This is a genomic window from Pseudomonas sp. 1L-C-7-B-C1, from assembly GCF_057291635.1.
This window is the reverse complement of record NZ_JBXAWH010000012.1, coordinates 1-16164: the sequence shown is the minus strand read 5'-3', so window position 1 is coordinate 16164 and position 16164 is coordinate 1. Positions and strand designations below refer to the sequence as shown.

The 16164-nt window shown below is 54.9% G+C and carries 16 protein-coding genes and 4 pseudogenes; 4 read left to right on the top strand and 16 right to left on the bottom strand.

What is annotated here, in order from left to right:
• The first annotated feature begins 57 nt into the window (after nucleotides 1-57).
• The 4 genes from AC0Z8Z_RS18410 (at nucleotide 58) to AC0Z8Z_RS18395 (ending at nucleotide 3052) form a co-directional block, all read left to right on the top strand.
• Nucleotides 58-1161 (top strand): alkene reductase, encoded by a 1104-nt coding sequence (locus AC0Z8Z_RS18410; RefSeq protein ID WP_485620062.1) that lies wholly within the window; start codon nucleotides 58-60, stop codon nucleotides 1159-1161.
• A gap of 116 nt (nucleotides 1162-1277) precedes the next feature.
• A complete protein-coding gene (locus tag AC0Z8Z_RS18405) occupies nucleotides 1278-2021 on the top strand; it encodes an SDR family oxidoreductase (protein WP_485620060.1) in 744 nt (247 codons plus the stop codon).
• A gap of 61 nt (nucleotides 2022-2082) precedes the next feature.
• Nucleotides 2083-2469 carry a nuclear transport factor 2 family protein gene (locus AC0Z8Z_RS18400; protein ID WP_485620059.1) on the top strand — a complete coding sequence of 129 codons (387 nt, stop codon included), beginning with the start codon at nucleotides 2083-2085 and terminating at the stop codon, nucleotides 2467-2469.
• 142 nt (nucleotides 2470-2611) lie between these two features.
• Nucleotides 2612-3052, top strand: coding sequence for an SRPBCC family protein (locus AC0Z8Z_RS18395; protein WP_485620058.1), 441 nt, complete (start codon nucleotides 2612-2614; stop codon nucleotides 3050-3052).
• Between the two features lie 117 nt (nucleotides 3053-3169).
• Here AC0Z8Z_RS18395 and AC0Z8Z_RS18390 read toward each other — a convergent pair whose 3' ends face one another.
• The 16 genes and pseudogenes from AC0Z8Z_RS18390 to AC0Z8Z_RS18315 all read right to left on the bottom strand — a co-directional run.
• Nucleotides 3170-3889 carry a hypothetical protein gene (locus tag AC0Z8Z_RS18390; protein ID WP_485620057.1) on the bottom strand — a complete coding sequence of 240 codons (720 nt, stop codon included), beginning with the start codon at nucleotides 3887-3889 and terminating at the stop codon, nucleotides 3170-3172.
• A 121-nt stretch (nucleotides 3890-4010) separates the two neighbouring features.
• Nucleotides 4011-4697 (bottom strand): hypothetical protein, encoded by a 687-nt coding sequence (locus AC0Z8Z_RS18385; RefSeq protein WP_485620056.1) that lies wholly within the window; start codon nucleotides 4695-4697, stop codon nucleotides 4011-4013.
• Nucleotides 4698-4786: 89 nt separating this feature from the next.
• The gene (locus tag AC0Z8Z_RS18380; RefSeq protein ID WP_455914888.1) at nucleotides 4787-5089 is read right to left on the bottom strand and encodes a hypothetical protein; all 303 of its coding nucleotides are present in this window, start codon (nucleotides 5087-5089) and stop codon (nucleotides 4787-4789) included.
• 70 nt (nucleotides 5090-5159) lie between these two features.
• Nucleotides 5160-5513 (bottom strand): hypothetical protein, encoded by a 354-nt coding sequence (locus tag AC0Z8Z_RS18375; RefSeq protein ID WP_485620055.1) that lies wholly within the window; start codon nucleotides 5511-5513, stop codon nucleotides 5160-5162.
• Nucleotides 5514-5621: 108 nt separating this feature from the next.
• A pseudogene (locus AC0Z8Z_RS18370) lies at nucleotides 5622-7525 on the bottom strand (PAAR domain-containing protein); the annotation flags it as partial.
• Nucleotides 7526-7527: 2 nt separating this feature from the next.
• Entirely contained in the window at nucleotides 7528-7995 is a 468-nt protein-coding gene (locus AC0Z8Z_RS18365) for a DcrB-related protein (protein WP_074887915.1), read from the bottom strand.
• Nucleotides 7996-8030: 35 nt separating this feature from the next.
• Nucleotides 8031-8600, bottom strand: coding sequence for a hypothetical protein (locus AC0Z8Z_RS18360; protein ID WP_485620054.1), 570 nt, complete (start codon nucleotides 8598-8600; stop codon nucleotides 8031-8033).
• A 32-nt stretch (nucleotides 8601-8632) separates the two neighbouring features.
• Nucleotides 8633-10041, bottom strand: a pseudogene (gene tssI / locus AC0Z8Z_RS18355) (type VI secretion system tip protein TssI/VgrG); the annotation flags it as partial.
• Between the two features lie 259 nt (nucleotides 10042-10300).
• Nucleotides 10301-11020, bottom strand: a complete 720-nt coding sequence (locus tag AC0Z8Z_RS18350; RefSeq protein ID WP_485620053.1) for a hypothetical protein — start codon at nucleotides 11018-11020, stop codon at nucleotides 10301-10303.
• Nucleotides 11021-11179: 159 nt separating this feature from the next.
• Nucleotides 11180-11467, bottom strand: a pseudogene (locus AC0Z8Z_RS18345) (hypothetical protein); the annotation flags it as partial.
• Nucleotides 11468-11894: 427 nt separating this feature from the next.
• On the bottom strand, nucleotides 11895-12248 hold the full coding sequence (locus tag AC0Z8Z_RS18340) for a hypothetical protein (RefSeq protein WP_485620052.1): 354 nt from the start codon (nucleotides 12246-12248) through the stop codon (nucleotides 11895-11897).
• The gene (locus tag AC0Z8Z_RS18335) at nucleotides 12248-13483 is read right to left on the bottom strand and encodes a PAAR domain-containing protein (protein WP_485620051.1); all 1236 of its coding nucleotides are present in this window, start codon (nucleotides 13481-13483) and stop codon (nucleotides 12248-12250) included. The genes AC0Z8Z_RS18340 and AC0Z8Z_RS18335 overlap by 1 nt, the downstream gene beginning before the upstream one ends.
• Nucleotides 13480-13793 (bottom strand): annotated as a pseudogene (locus tag AC0Z8Z_RS18330) (DcrB-related protein); the annotation flags it as partial. The pseudogene AC0Z8Z_RS18330 and the gene AC0Z8Z_RS18335, both read right to left, overlap by 4 nt.
• 263 nt (nucleotides 13794-14056) lie before the next feature.
• Nucleotides 14057-14476 (bottom strand): hypothetical protein, encoded by a 420-nt coding sequence (locus tag AC0Z8Z_RS18325; RefSeq protein ID WP_485620050.1) that lies wholly within the window; start codon nucleotides 14474-14476, stop codon nucleotides 14057-14059.
• Nucleotides 14477-15628 carry a PAAR domain-containing protein gene (locus AC0Z8Z_RS18320; RefSeq protein ID WP_485620049.1) on the bottom strand — a complete coding sequence of 384 codons (1152 nt, stop codon included), beginning with the start codon at nucleotides 15626-15628 and terminating at the stop codon, nucleotides 14477-14479.
• A partial coding sequence (locus AC0Z8Z_RS18315; RefSeq protein ID WP_485620048.1) for a DcrB-related protein occupies nucleotides 15625-16164 on the bottom strand: 540 nt, incomplete at its 5' end. The genes AC0Z8Z_RS18315 and AC0Z8Z_RS18320, both read right to left, overlap by 4 nt.

Here is a 16164-nt window from a genome sequence, read left to right as displayed (position 1 = left end):
AGGCGCTTTTTTTTCAAAGATTGGTAGACGACCGGTCAAATATGCGAGGAGTTCTCAATGATTGATATCAGTAACAGCACCGACTTGTTTTCCCCCGTGCAAATGGGCGCTATCGAAATGGCCAACCGCATCGTCATGGCCCCCGTCACCCGCAGCCGCTATGAAGAAGACGGCGTGCCCGGTGAACTGCACGCCACCTACTACGGCCAGCGCGCCACCGCCGGGATGATCGTGGCCGAAGCCACCAACATCTCGGCCCAGGGACGCGGCTATGCAGCGACGCCCGGGATCTGGAGCGACGCGCAGGTCGCCGGCTGGCGCAAAGTCACCGACGCCGTGCACGCGGCCGGCGGCAAGATCGTCAGCCAGCTCTGGCATGTGGGCCGGTTCTCCAGCGTCGACCTGCAGCCCAACGGCGAAGCCCCGGTCGCGCCGTCCGCCATTCAGGCTGAGGGCAGCACCTACACGGCCAACGGCTTCGTCCCGGTGTCGATGCCCCGCGCGCTGGAAACCGACGAGATCCCCGGCATCATCGAGCAGTACAAACTCGCTGCCGAGAACGCCAAGCGCGCAGGGTTCGACGGCGTCGAGGTCCACTCGGCGAACAGCTACCTGCTCGACCAGTTCCTGCGCGACTCCACCAATCAGCGCACCGATCAATACGGCGGGTCGATTGAAAACCGCGCGCGACTGACGCTGGAAGTCACCCAGGCCATCGTCGACATCTGGGGCAACGACCGCGTCGGGATTCGCCTGTCGCCCGTCACGCCGGATGCGGGTAACACGCCGCCGGACAGCAGCGTCATGGCGTTGCACGGTTACCTGATTCAGCAGTTGAACCGTTTCAATCTGGCGTACCTGCACTTTGTCGAAGGCGCGACCGCCACCTCCCGTGAAGTGCCGGCAGGCGTCGACATGGATGCGCTGAGTGCCCAGTTCAACGGTCCGTTCATTGGCAACAACAACTACGACCTGGACATGGCCGTCGAACGCCGCGCCGAGGGCAAGATCGACGCCGTCGCGTTCGGTCGCCTGTTCATCTCCAACCCGGACCTGGTCGCGCGTCTGCGCCACCGCGCCGAACTGACCATCGCCCCGCGCGAAAGCTATTACGGCGGCGGCGCCAAGGGCTACACCGACTGGCCGCTGGGCACTTACTAAGCAGCACTGGTAAACCGCACCGCTTTCAGACACCGCATTCACTAACGGCTGAACGGCAAGGCCTCCCCAAGGAAGCCGACGCTGCCCGCACGCCTTGAATTTGAGGAAACATCATCATGAATTATCTGGACAAGAAAACCGCCATCGTCACCGGCGCGTCATCAGGGATCGGTGCTGCAACTGCCCGAGCATTGGCCGCCCAAGGGGTCAATGTCGTGGCTGCGGCGCTGGATGAGAAAGGCCTTGCCGCGCTGGTCAGCGAACTCCGCGGAGCGGGCTTTGAGGCGTCCAGCTTTGTCACCGACGTGACCGACGCTGAACAGACGCGCGCTTTGGCGCAGTTCGCCAAAGACACCTATGGCTCGGTCGACATCCTGGTCAACAACGCCGGCCTGATGCTGTTATCCCACTGGGTTGACCTCGTGACCCAGGACTGGAACGCCATGATCGACGTCAACATCAAGGGCTACCTGAACACCATCGCCGCCGCCCTGCCCTTCATGCTCGAGCAGAAATCCGGGCAGATCCTCAACATGGATTCGGTGGCCGGGCATCAAGTCGGCCCCGGCGCCGGCGTCTACAGCGCGACCAAATTCTTCGTGCAGGCCATGACCGAATCCATGCGCAAAGAACTTGGCGTTCACCACGGCATCCGCGTCAACACCGTCAGCCCGGGCGTGATCAACACCGGCTGGGCGGACAAAGTCACCGACCCGGCTGGCCGCAAGGCGGCACAAGCGCTCAACGAAATTGCCATCGCACCGGAAGACATCAGCCGCGCCGTCATCTACGCGCTGAATCAGCCGGCCAACGTCACCGTCAACGACCTGATCATTTCACCTACCCGACAGGACTGGTGATTGCGCGGCTGTTGGTCATTGAAGCCATCGCCTATCTAACTCAAACCCTGGAGTCATCAACATGAGCAAGAACATCAAAGCCGTTGCTACACACGACTACAACGCCGTCATCACTACCGCCAGCCGCTACGTTGATGGCCTGCGCGAAGGCAGTATTACGACGATTAAACAGGCCTTTCATGAAGAGGCGGTGATGTACGGTTTCACCAACGGCCAATTGCTGGGCGGGCCCATCAGCAACTTGTATGACTTTGTCGAGAGCAACGGTAAAGCAGCGGACATCACGACGCGGCTGGATGTGCTGGCGATTACGCCGACTACGGCTGTGGTGCGGGTGGACATGGAGAAGGACGCCATTGGGGCGGATTACAACGACTACCTAACGTTGATCAAGATCAATGGCGACTGGAAGGTGATTGCCAAGGTTTATCACCAGTTTGAGGGGTAGGTTTTACAGCGATTGTTTTGGACGTAGGCCTCGGGGTTTCGATCTCGGGGCTTGCGGGCCGGGTTCTAGCGGCTCGGTAGTGAGCGATTTTTTTTGATCGATTCTTTGAGTCGCAGCGTTAGTTATTTGGGAGACAGCAGAGATGATTTCAGTTGAATACAGCGCAGGTTTGCCGTGCAGTGCGGATGAGGCGTGGAAGGTGCTGCGGGGGTTTGGCGGGATTGCGGACTGGCATCCGGCGATTGTGAAGAGTCGTCTTGAGGGTGAGGCTGGGGGTTTGCGGGTGGGTGCGATCAGGCGGCTAGAGCTTGCGGACGGTGCCGTGTTGCGTGAGCGTTTGACTGAGTTTGACGATGGGCGCAGGGCGTTGGCCTACGTGTTCGAGGAGTCGCCGTTGCCGGTGGATGGGTATCGGGCGCAGGTTCGGGTGGATGAGGTTGCAGGGTTGGTCGATCGTTGCGTGGTGCGCTGGAGTGCTGGGTTCGAAGTGCGGGAAGCCGGGACTGAGGCGGAATTTGAGGGATTGGTCAGGGAATTGATTGTGCAGGGGCATGAGGGTTTGGAGGGGGTAGTTCGGGGGTGATGGTTCTCGTCTGGGAGTGAATTGGGCGATGGGCACGCCAGCGCCCCATCGAGGCAAGACGCGCCGGGTTCCGACGCCCATTGGAGATCAAGTGAGACTGGCCAGGCAGACGCCCGACTAATGGCGCAGGGAAGCAAGCCAATTGAACAGCCTGCCCAGCCACCAGCGGCTGCGTGCTTCGCGTATTTCATCAATCTGCATGAACGTGTAAGGCGTGAGCCTGTTCTTTTCTCTCTTGCGCAGTGTGCGTAACCCCCTGATACGGTCGCGAGCGTGGATCAGCATGCAAACGGTGGCAAACAGGAAAATCAGAATGATCAAAATGCCCGTGGTGAACGGAGTGACTGATTTAATCACTGCACAGGCGGCCAAGGTCCCAACACCGGCAATCAACCCTTCCGCTCCCGCGGATGTGGAAGATACGGAAAATGAAACCCTGTTATCGGATACGTCGAACGCGAACCCTCGAGGAGGCGTTAGATAAAGGCCAGCGTACAGCGCCGCGATGAAACCCAATATCAACCCGGCGGTTATACGTCCCTCAGTCGGAGATCCTCCCAAGTCATCCGTGACCACGGTGTAACTGACCCACGCGGGGGCAAGGGCCAAGAGAAAAATCATCAGAGTGAAGTAACTCAGGGCGAATGTCGTATAACGCTCACACCAATATCTCATGTACAGCGTATAACCTGAGAGCAAGAAAAACAGCAGCCCGTACACCCATCCGTCTGTGGCTGAGCGCCAGAGACCAACGACACCCAAGCCAATGGCAACTATGAAAAGCGTCCGTGTCAGGGCGTTAACGGTTCGTGCGTCAGGATCGTAGATAGTGGACATTTAGACGCTAGTCCTTGCATGTGGTACCGGTGTGCGTGTACCTATCGCACATCGCGCGGCGGGCTAACCTTCCCACACCCACTCCAATGATTTTTTTCTTCGATGCGGATACACAGAGCCATCATGACCAGCGGCCTATGAATGAGGCAGCACGCCGTGCGCGTATCCTCTCCACCTCCATGAATGTGTAGCTCACCCGCTCCTTGATTTCCTGCTCTTTCAAACGGCGAAGAGACGAAATACTGACCCGATGGTAAAAGAGCATAAACAGTGAGATTGCGAAAAAGATAAAGGCAAGCAATAAAGCGGGAGAGTCGTAGGAATGGACCATAGGGTAGATCATGCTCGACAGTGCCGCCCCTATTCCGCCCTGCAGCGACTGGTTTCGGAAAGGAGGTGCGGTCACCTCGACCCGATTTCCCCGGGCAACCATTACCGTCGTTCGGCTTCTCCACCTATACAGCGCTAGGTAAATGACGAATGCGATGAGCAGTGGAATGCATGCCAACGAAAGTGATGTGACGGGTCCTAAGTTCAACTGTTTATACGCTGCGATCAATACCAGAAGAAATGTAAAACCTGGGGCGAAGCCGAGATTCAGAAAAAGCCTGAGATTGGCATATCGGGTGAATTTTTCGGTGCGGTAAGCGCAATCGAAACACCACCAACTCAGCCACACAACCGCCGCACACATGGGGAACAATAAAAGGCTGGGCAAAATACCTGCAGAAAACACCGCTTGCATCGTGAACAACAGCCAGGTGCTGAAGATGATGGACATGAAACGGTGTGGATCTGTGTCAAACATCGGCTATTCCCTACTGTTTATTTGAGCGTCACTGGGCGACCCATTCACTCACTGATGAAGAACCGAGCCCGGCACCTCAAGCCTGCAGTCTACTGCTGAGGGTGCGAGTTTTGGGCGTGTTCGACCAGCAGACTGTTGTCGACGCGGTTGAGGATCTGCGGAAGCTGTTCCAGCAGAAGCTTACGTCCGGTAGTCATTCGGACAGGATTGCCGAGCAGGCCGCCAGTGACTTTGGGGGCTATCGACAAAATTGCGAAACGCATGATGGCGTCACCAACCACGAAGGGAGTGCAGAGAATGGCGACCTTCAAACCTATAATGCCAATCTTGTAGATACCTACCAGACCCTTGGCGCCATCGGTCAACATCAGAATGTTGACGTTGTAGCTCAATCAATTTTATACCGCATCGTTGACCAGTAATTGGTCGGTTTAGTGCCGATCAAATTGCTGGCGCTAATATTTACAACCCATAAATACTATCAGCTTCCTTATTCATAGTTAACGACCCTAAAGCTCCCAAATCCAAGCTATAGACTTCATCCTTTCCTTTTAAACTTAAAAAATATCCTAAATCTCCATCCTGGCCGATTAGAAAATAGCCAGACTCATAGAACTGCACTTCATACGCTGCATTTCTTTCAAGCAACTCTGCACAACCATAAAGATATACCTGACCTCCTGACACAAGCTTCAGCTCATAAACATCATCCCCCTGTATCATTTTAGCAGAGAACTTTTTATAATTTTCGGCAAGCTTACCCCCAAGACCAACTTCAATTTCTTTGAGTTTTTTCAGCACCTGACTTTCGCCCATATTCAAAGCCCTCATTCGGGAGTTAGCAATTAGATATCAAAAAAACGATTTTCTATATTTTTCGCTCGAAAAACATCAAAATACTTATCCGCTTCCTCCAGTTCTTTTCCACCAGAGATATCTCGATTTGTAGGTCGCGTCGATGATGGTGTGCGGCAGACCCTCTTCGCTATTGAGGTACTCGGTCTTCTGGCCCAGCGGATCAATTTCAGCGATCAGATTGCCCTTATCGTCGTAACGCGCCTTCCAGACGCTGCCGTCCGGGAAGGCCGTTTCCGTGATCAAGGTGGTACTGAGGTGGTAGCTGTAGGTAATGCTTCGACCGAGCGGGTCAGTCTCTTCGATCAGCCGCGAAAAATCGTCGTACTTGAACGTCAGACGATTCCCGTCCGGCAGACTGATGCCGGTCGTGTTGCCCGCTTCGTCCAGATCGATGCCATAGCGCTCGCCGCCAAAGTCCCGACTGGCGATAACCCGTTTGTCCTCGTTGTACTCCACTTCCAGCTCACGACCGAGGACGTCAACCGCCCACGAAATTCTGTTCTTGAAGTCGTAGCGGAAATGAAAGTGTTCGCCATCGCTGGTCCAGTGCTCGACGACCCGCGGCTGGCCGTCGATGGTTTCCCAGCGGTAGTTGCAGCTCAAACCCAATGCGTTGCTGTGGCTGACCATCACGCCTTCGGCGTAGCTGAACCGGCGCATGCAATCGCCGTTGCGATTAATGACTTCGATGAGCTGGCCGTTGTCGTCGTAGCGGTACTGGACGAGGGTTTCCACGGCCTGATTGTCGACGATGCGTTTGACGTCGCTCAGGCGGCCCAGCGGGTTGTCGTAATGCAGGTGGATCCGCACGCCGCCCGGCGCGCTGATGTCGGTGAGCGTGCCTTCGACGGTGCGGGTGAAATGCAGGTAATGGCCGAGGGCATTTTCCAGACGCTGCAGCGGCACCGAGGTGTTGTCGTCCGGCACTTCGCCGAAGTAGAAAAACACGTTGTCCAGGGTTTGCAGCAGGTAGTGGCCGCCCAGGGTACGGACCAGATGAATCTGCTCGTAGGGGTTGTAGATGCGTTCGCCGGGCTCGATGTCGACAAAGGGCACGCTGCGGCCCTGGTTGTCGGTGAGGTACACAAAGCTGCCGCTGCGGCGCATGCTTTGTTCCCAGGGCAAGACCCAGCCTTGACCCAGCACGCTGTCGACGGTCAGGTCGCTGGCGTAGAAGCGGGACCATTCAATCGGCATCAGGCCGGGCAGTACGAAGTCGGTTTCGCCTGAGTCCATCAACAGCTTGCGGCCGGTCGTGAGGTCGACCGGATTGCCGATAATCCCGCCCAAGACTTTCCCGACTGCCGGGCCAATGATGTAAGTGCCCGTGAGGTAGCTGGCGGCAACGGTAGCGCCGAAGCGCAGCGCGCACGGTCCTGCGGCCTTCAACCCTTGCGTCAGCCCTAGCTTGGCGACTGATACCAGCGCTTTACCCATCGATGCGACGATCATCAGCACGTCGACAACGACGCGAAGCCAACCCGGAATTTCATCGTCGATGTGCAGGTATTGAACCGTGCCGCCGCCGATGGACACATCGTCCGAGCCGCCTGAAATCCGTGCACCACAGGTCAGCCTGTCATCCTTGCGCGCTGCAGCCACGCTGTTGATGAAGACGTTGGATGAACCCTCGGCGACCTGTACAGGCGCAGGATGCTTTTCGCACCGGCCGAGGCTGAGCTCGACATGCGCGGCATTGCGGTTGTTGATGTACACATCGGTAGAGCAGCCGGGGAGCTGAATCTCCCCGGCCGGCGAGCTGAACATCTTGCCGAAATATTCCCCAAAGCCGGCAGCGCACTAGCAAGAAGCCCCAGAGCGATGGGCATCAGGAAAGCAGCGGTGCCTCCCGAGCACACCATGGTGGCGGCATAAGCGGCAATCGCCAAACCGACGACCGCGCCTGCTAGAAACCCGGCCAGTGCGCCGGTGTGTTCAATTTCGTCGTTCCATCGAGCGGCTTCGAACATGGTTATTCCTGCTCGGCGTTTTCAGCAGGGGAATCCTGGGTCTGGCGGGGTTGGAAACTGGCGAGCAGTTGCAGCCAGCTTTCAGTTTGTGCGGCGCTGAAGTCTGTCTGGCTCGTGGTGGAAAACACCAGAATGCGACCTGGCTGAATTTCAAATCCGGCCTGACGCTGGTAATAAGGTCGACCGGCATCCATGTAGTAGCCATCGATCTGGATACCGGCCAACGGCTGTTGTGCAGACAACGTGGCGGGCTTCTTTCCCAGAGAGGTGTAGCCGCGCAGTTTTGAAGCAATCAGTTTGATCTGACGATCGATGTAGGTATTCAGGTCTTCCGCAGGGAGCATGTTGTCACGGGAGACGGTGACGTTCAGCGGCGCGGGAATCGTAGTGCCAAGCACGAACATGTTTACCGTGCGGTCCTGAAAGCCTTCCGGCAATACGATCGATCCTTCCTGAAGCTGATAGTCCATTGGAGGCGTGTTCCATAAGTAATAAGAAAAAGATTTCAGCAGGCGGCGATGCTGCCCAGCATTTCGTCGAACTCGATCAGCCAGTTGGCAAATGCGGGTTGGTCGGGGTTGATCACCGTCGACACGCTGAACCACTGACGCTCGTTCCCATCGGCAGGCGCAACAATTGCGCTGGTTGCCCGACCGTGCCGACGTTCCTGGCCTACCTTGAACGCGTAGTCCAGTGACACTGCGGGGCTACCCGCCAACAGGCAATCATTCTGGCGGACTACAGTTACGTCGGCGTGGTGCTTACGAAGATTGTCGACGTAGAGCTCGGTGGATCGCTGCAACGTCAACCCTTCCGGCGCAGGTCGACGTTTGGCGCTGAACGTGACCGGGTGGCCTTCTCGCTCTAGCGTCATGTCGAAATCCCGAAATGTCAGGAGGTGGGGCATCACCAAGGCAAGCCCGGCAATCTTCAGCTCATTGCGCGAGGGTTGCAGCGGCAACACGGGCGCGGGCTCATTTGTGATCGCAATCGCCGCCACAGCTGCAGCCTGCTCGGCTTCCTCGCGAGCAAGCGCCTCGGCCGCCAGGCGCTTCTCCGAGATGCGGTCGTACATACTGGTTCGAGTTCCGGAAATCGACGAATTTCTCATTTGTTGATATCGACCCGTTTGCCGTGAACGAAGGTGTCGTTCTTTCCGAAAATATCGACCGAATCACTGGTGATCTCGATGCGGCCATCTGTGATCTTGATGCTGCTGGATCCCACCTGAAGGATGATGTGCGTCTGCGCACTGATCTGAACGAATTGCTTGTCGACCTGAATCGTCAACGAGCCTTCCTGAACATTCATCACCGTGTCTTTCTTGATCACTTCTGTGTGAGTGCCGTTGACGGCGATCTCGCGATTGCCACCTACTTTATGGGTCTCATCCAGCTCGATCTCAGTGTCCATGTTGCGTTCGGCGTGCATGATGATCTGTTCCGCGCCGGACTTGTCCTCGAAACGGAAGAAGTTCGCCGTACCGCCATGGCCCTTGGTCGAGCGCGTCAGAAAACCACTCTGCGTCTTGTTCGCCGGCAATGACCATGGCGGGGTGTTTTTGCTGTTGTAGACGCTGCCCATGATCAACGGGCGGTCCGGATTGCCGTCCAGGAAAACTACGACAACTTCATCGCCCACACGAGGAATCTGGATGCTGCCGAAGCCGCCGCTGGCGCCGGATTGGGCGACGCGGACCCAGCAGGAGCTGTGGTCGTTGTACTTGCCGTTGCGGTCCCAGTGGAACTGGACTTTCACGCGACCGAGTTCGTCGGTGAAGATTTCTTCGCCCCGCGGGCCGACGATGATGGCGGTCTGTGGCCCGGCGATGGTCGGGCGTGGCGTGGACAGTTGCGGGCGAAACGGAATCTTTTTGCGCACGCAGGAGAAGGTGTTGTAGTAGCTCGCCTGATGGCCGTTGAGGTAGTTGTTGTGGCCTTCGCTTTCGACGCCCATCAGCAGGAACTGGCGATCGTCGGCGGAACCTTGATCGTGGTCGTAATGCTGCACCAGCTCAAAGGTGTAACCGGGCTTCATTGCGCGGCAGTTGCTCGCGCCTTCGAACTTCTTGCCGCGGATTTCCAGGGCTTCCATGCGCAGACGCAACAGGGTTTCGCCCTCGTCGTAGGTGCCGTGGGTGTACTGGCCGGGGAAGTCGTAGATCTCGAACGTCTCGACGTCGCCCTGTTTGTTCAGGCTGTTCATCCCGACGGGCAGACGGTTGTTGGGCTGACGGTAGTCGAACGTCTGCACGGCCATCTTGCCCGCCTGCAACTGGCGGTTGCTGCTCCATTTGGTGATGGAGTCTGCGGTCTCGGTGACGGACGCGGTGTGGAAGCGGATCTGCGGTTGTTCGGGCAACGGCTCCAGCATGCTGGAGTCGTCGCAGATGATCATGGTGTGGCCTTCGGCGGTGTGCTCGAAGTAGTAAAACATCCCTTCTTCTTCAAGCAGACGCTGAAGTCAGTTTCACGGTACTGGGCGATGTAGGTGTAGCGCTTGCGAGACCGTATGAGATCAATCCGTAATAAAACCGGACCGACCGTCTCACGCAAAGATAAGAATAGGAAGTTCTACTCAAGTATCGCTAATCTGCAAAGCATTTAACCCTCTAACTGTTAATCAGGGATGGAAATCAGGTTAGTTTATGAACAGCCACGCAGAAGCGGAATACATCCACCCCTGCTTGCCTCGACCATGAGTTCAATTGATACATATTTTCAAACCATTCTCAGGCGGACTTCCACTGACTCCAAGGATTTTCGCCTGCTGCCTTCACACTTGTGCAAATTCCAAGATCTCCTTCTTCAATTCATCAACGGAGAGCGTCACCTCAGTAGACCGGTCACGAATTAACGTATACACATCAACTTCCAGAGACAGAATTTCGACCACCTTAGCTTCGTAGTTGGTTATCTCAATGAAACCGTTAACAACGCCATTTAGATTTTCGATTTCCGACACCAATGTTGGCACTTTCATCAGCACTCCATCCTCGGCAGTGCCACTCGCCGTCGCCGGGTTAGCAAAATATACTCTAAGCTTAGGGAACACGTGTCTTTGCCATCTAAAAACCGGAATCATTCGAGATATCATATCCCTGAATTCCGCTTCAGACTCATCCCTAGCAAACTCACATCTAAAGATAGGAATACAGAGAAATAGATTACCACGTTTGGGCTCAAGTCTTCCTTTCAGACTCGAATGATAAGAACTTGGAACAGCCAAAGCATGGGTAAATCCGTAGTCGTTTCCACTCAACTTATATAAAGTTGGCTTCTCACGTGACAAATCAAGCGGCGCTTGATCCACTACCTTAATTGCGAAATCACGATCGGCTGTGTCCTCCGTAACAGTTAAGAGATCTTTGTCCACAGCGCTTTTTAGGCAATATTCATACACGAGCTTAGGCAGATTATGTTGAAAGAAGTAATATCCTGAGTCTTTTTCCTCAACTACTGGAAAAGACTCTAGCAAATCCTGCTTAGAAAACATATCAAGAACCCCTATTAAAGTCAGGACCTACATCCTGGCGATACCTAATACCTTCGGCAGCCATTCTTGCTCCATCAGCGCTATAGCGTCGTATCTGAACGCTTCGCTGCCTACGAGACGGCCAGTGTCGCGGCTGTGCAGCTGCCCGTTGGCTTCGTATTCGTGTGTGGCGTCGATGATGGTGTGCGGCAGGCCGTCGTCGCTGTTGAGGCACTCCGTCTTGTGGCCGAGTGCATCGATTTCAGCGATCAGGTTACCTTTATCGTCGTATCGGGCTTTCCAGACACTACCATCGGGGAACGTGGTTTCGGTCACCAGCGTCGTACCCAGATGGTGCTTGTAGCGGATCTTGCGCCCCAGCGGATCGGTCTCTTCGATCAGGCGGGAGAAGTCGTCGTACTTGAACGCCAGCTTATTGCCATCGGGTAGCGTGATGCCGATCAGGTTATCGGCTCCACTTCTTGGTCGTGACTAACTTGCCTACGCTTGGTAAACAGCCCAGAGGAAACTGAGAGCTGTTTGATTTTAATCCAACTTTTCGATGATGAATTCAGCGGCCCAGCCACCTTTCTTTAACAATCATTAATTTGAACACACGCAGCTACTCCATGGGGACTGCTGCACTGTCCCGTATTGTAATGGAGCGAAACCCTAAACACTTCTCATTCTGTGTAAAGAACGATCTGGCACCAACCATCTAGCTGATGCGTCCTACTTGCAGCATGCTTTCTTAGCTAACACCTGAGCTTGCTGCATGACTGAATGATAGTGGAATTATTGTATTCACCGGAAACCTTGCGTAAATTACTTAGGCGCAGGCGCGACTAACCTTGGCACTATACCCAAATCACTCAAGCGAATTCAGAAAAATATGTTAGCCGTTCAACTGGCGCTCAATCTCAGCGTCAGCGGCAGTCAAAATGCCCTCAACATTGTCCGAATCAATACGCCAAGTAGTGAGGCGGGGATTGCCCGAATAATGCTCACCGTAAGGAATTTCATAATAGTTGGCACTGATATTGTGTTTCTTAAGCGCGATAATTACTGCTCGTATTAACTCAGCATGGGCCTGATATTCACCTTCAAATATCTCAACCTCTACGATCGGCTCGCGACTAGATGCCTTTTCTTTTATGTCTTGCAAAGACACGCCCAAGATCCGATGAAGCTCTAGCAGCCCTTTAGCACTGGCAGATGCTTCATTAAGTACGATTGCAATAACTGACATTAGAACTCCTCAGGGTATGAATAGTTAAGCGGCTCGCCAAAAGAATCGTTCCTCCAGCTTCCACCATGCCACCGCTCAAAGTGCTCAGTGCGAGTAGCAGGATAGATATTTTTGGGGTCACTGGCAAGTTGAGGGTGATCGAGTGCATTATATTTATGATGCCCTTGAATTGACTCACCATTAAATTTTGGCGTTTTATTCGCTAGAATGTCAGCTTGCTGGTCTGCAGACCAATTTCGAGTGCCTGGCTCATCTAGTTTAAGCTTAGCGCGCTCATCTGCCCAAAACCTCGACACTCCTTTTGCCCGTTTATTGGCGAACCTTCGATCCCAATCAAGACGCTTATACTCCTCTCTGGTCAAAGTCCTATTTTCCAGCTTAGCCTTGAGATCTGCTCTTTGTGCCTTGGTAACGGGAGAGTGCGGAACTTTATAGGTCGGAACTTTTTCTGGTTCTCCAACAGATGCTCCTCGACGTTGGATTTTTACGTTAGCTAAGTTCGACCCAAAACCCTGAGTTTTGACCTCATACCGCGCGCCAAACCAGCCGCCTATAAGCGCGCCACTGAACGCCATGACCTTCTGCTCATCCGAGTCCTCCCCGAACAATCGGCCACCTAAGACGCTGCCAATAACCCCGCCTATTGCACCGTCTATAAATGCAGTGATCGCTATGAGGGGTGACGTCAGGACTACAGCGCTACCGAACCCGATGCCGCCCACAAGCCAATGAAGCCATGGCTCGACCTCAGGGTTAATGTCGTCTGTCTCTTCAGTCGGGCCACCGATGTTAACGTTTCCTGACCCAGCACTGATTTTCCCGTCACAGACGGTGCGATCGCCCACACGAGCGGCAGGTTGACCATTGATGTAAACCGTGTGACTTCCTTGCGCAATGACTTGCGGCACCGAGCCATGTTTGTCGCACGTTGCGGTGTCGAGGTGTGCTCGGGCTGCGGGCTTGCCGTTGGTGAAAACGTTTCCTGATCCTTTGAAGATCTGCCCCGCCTTATTGGTGCAGTAGGACAGACTGCCAATGAGTTCTCCAACTCCCGCCGACAACGCCACAACTGCGCCAACGACGGCCACCGCTGCTAACCCACCCGTGGCAAGGATGGTGACGCCCGCTGCCAACCCGACCACCACTGCCGCAGCGCCAACGGCTATCCCCAGGAGCAAACCTTCCAACGCCGACGTATGTTCAATCGGATCACCGACCCGGGCGGCCGCACTCATACCGCAGCGGCCTCTCCACTGCGCTCGTCATCAGGGTTTGGCGGCATTCGTAATTCGAGGGTTTCGACGACGGAAGCGAAAGCCTCGCGCTCGGCCGGCATCATTCCCCCAGGGTTGTTGCTTGTCCCGGTGATCTGCATCAGCAACGGTTGCTCATGCTCATCACGGTGCAAGAAGATCAGCTGCAATTGGTGAACAGGTTGTCCCTGCTGCCGCCATCTGAGCTCAACCTGTCGGCATCAACGCTTGCTAGCTAAGTCGGGAACAGCGGCTCGACCCAGCCCAACTGGGCGAGTGTTTTATCCAGATCGTGTCGTCGTAGCGAGCTTTCCAGACGCTGCGGTCTGGGAAGCTGCTTGCGGTCACCACCGTTTTACCGCTCGGTGTTACTTGTAGAGGGTCTTGCGCCCCAGCGGCTCAAACCCCTCGATAATGTGGAGGAACTCTTCGTACTTGAAGGCTAGCTGATTGCCATCGGAATACGTCAGGCCGGTCAGGTTACCGGCATCATGTCAACGATATGACTAATCTGCCCCGCGCGTGGTAAACACATAGGAACGAACTACGCTCAACTCACTTTGTATCTAACATGTCGATGGCGAGCTCAGCCGCGTCCCTTGTATCAATGCTTTCCGAGTTTAATGATATATTTAGGCCTTTACGAAGATCTTCGTCAGCAAAAGCTGCAGCAATCTGTGTAGACCAATAGCGAATACTTTCAGGAATACATTCATCTTCAAGTACTTTTTTTAAAGCAACCACCACATCAGAATGCGGGCATTTGTAGAAAACACCCTCGACCAACTGGTAGACCCCCCACCCATCACCGTCACCAAAAGATCTTAAAAATAATTCGATCGCACTTGAGTCAGGATAACTCTCAAAATACTTTCTAACTTCATCGTAGGAATCAATCAAATCTTGGGTAAGCCCAGCATCTGCAGGCATCGGCTGATGGCTCATCAAAAACGCTAAGGCTTCATCTTTTATCATTTACTGACCCAACCCTTTCCATAGTTCTTTATTTTGACGAATCAACTCACCCACTTGCCTATTGATCGTCTCACGGTTATACCCTGCTCGCCGTAAAATACCCCGAATATCTTTCGCATCCCTTCCAAGATACTGACGATCTGTAAGCCCCTTGACCAATGGCTTCCTATAAGTCCAGGTTTCCTCGTGAAGGTCTTTTCGCAAATTTATAGTTATGCCTCTACCATGGGTCGTTGGACTTACAGCATCCTGTATGGCGTGGTGAGGCGTATGCGTTGCGTTGAGACCTCCTTTGATATTCCCACCGCGGACCTGATTATATGTACCAACATAGAGGTCCTCGCCAGGCTTGGCAAGGTTGCTACGTTTAACCATGGAGATATTAGCAAGGTTAGATCCTAAGCCTACTTGCTTTAACTCATACCGCGCGTCAAACCACTGTCGCCCTTTACCGGCCAACCCACCGCCCAGTAACGCACCGCCAAACGCCATATATTTCTGTTTATTCGAGCCTTCCCCGAACCACCGGCCACCCAAGATACCGCCGCCAATCCCGCCTGCAAAGCTTCCTACCAGTCCCGCGAACGCTATGGCGGGCGTTGTCAGGATCACAGCACTCGCAAACCCAATCCCGCCGACCAACCAGTGAAGCCATGGCTCCACCTCAGGGTTAATGTCGTCTGTCTCTTCAGTCGGGCCACCAATGTTAACGTTTCCTGACCCAGCACTGATTTTCCCGTCACAGACGGTGCGATCGCCCACACGAGCGGCAGGTTGACCATTGATGTAAACCGTGTGACTTCCTTGCGCAATGACTTGCGGCACCGAGCCATGTTTGTCGCACGTTGCGGTGTCGAGGTGTGCTCGGGCTGCGGGCTTGCCGTTGGTGAAAACGTTTCCTGATCCTTTGAAGATCTGCCCCGCCTTATTGGTGCAGTAGGACAGACTGCCAATGAGTTCTCCAACTCCCGCCGACAACGCCACAACTGCGCCAACGACGGCCACCGCTGCTAACCCACCCGTGGCAAGGATGGTGACGCCCGCTGCCAACCCGACCACCACTGCCGCAGCGCCAACGGCTATCCCCAGGAGCAAACCTTCCAACGCCGACGTATGTTCAATCGGATCACCGACCCGGGCGGCCGCACTCATACCGCAGCGGCCTCTCCACTGCGCTCGTCATCAGGGTTTGGCGGCATTCGTAATTCGAGGGTTTCGACGACGGAAGCGAAAGCCTCGCGCTCGGCCGGCATCATTCCCCCAGGGTTGTTACTTGTCCCGGTGATCTGGATCAGTAATGGTTGTTCATGCTCATCACGGTGCAGGAAGATCAGCTGCAATTGGTGAACAGGTTGTCCCTGCTGCCGCCATCTGAATTCAACCTGTCGGGCATCAGCGCCTGCGGCCGTTGTGGGGAACAGTGGCTCGACCCAGTCTAAATGGGCCAGGGTTTTATCCAGCTCGGCCAGCAATTGCTGCGCCACCGTTTCTAAATCGGTATCAGCTGCAACGACCGAGCGGCCAATCACCAGCGAGAATGGGCTCGGCCCGAGATCCGTCAAGGTGAACACGTGAAAGGTCTTGTCCTTGAAACTCTCCGGCCGCACGAAGCTCAGCTCGTTGGTCTGAAAACGCTCATGGGGCTTGGGAATCAGGTTGGCTAAACGCTCCTGTTCCAGGCGTTCGGC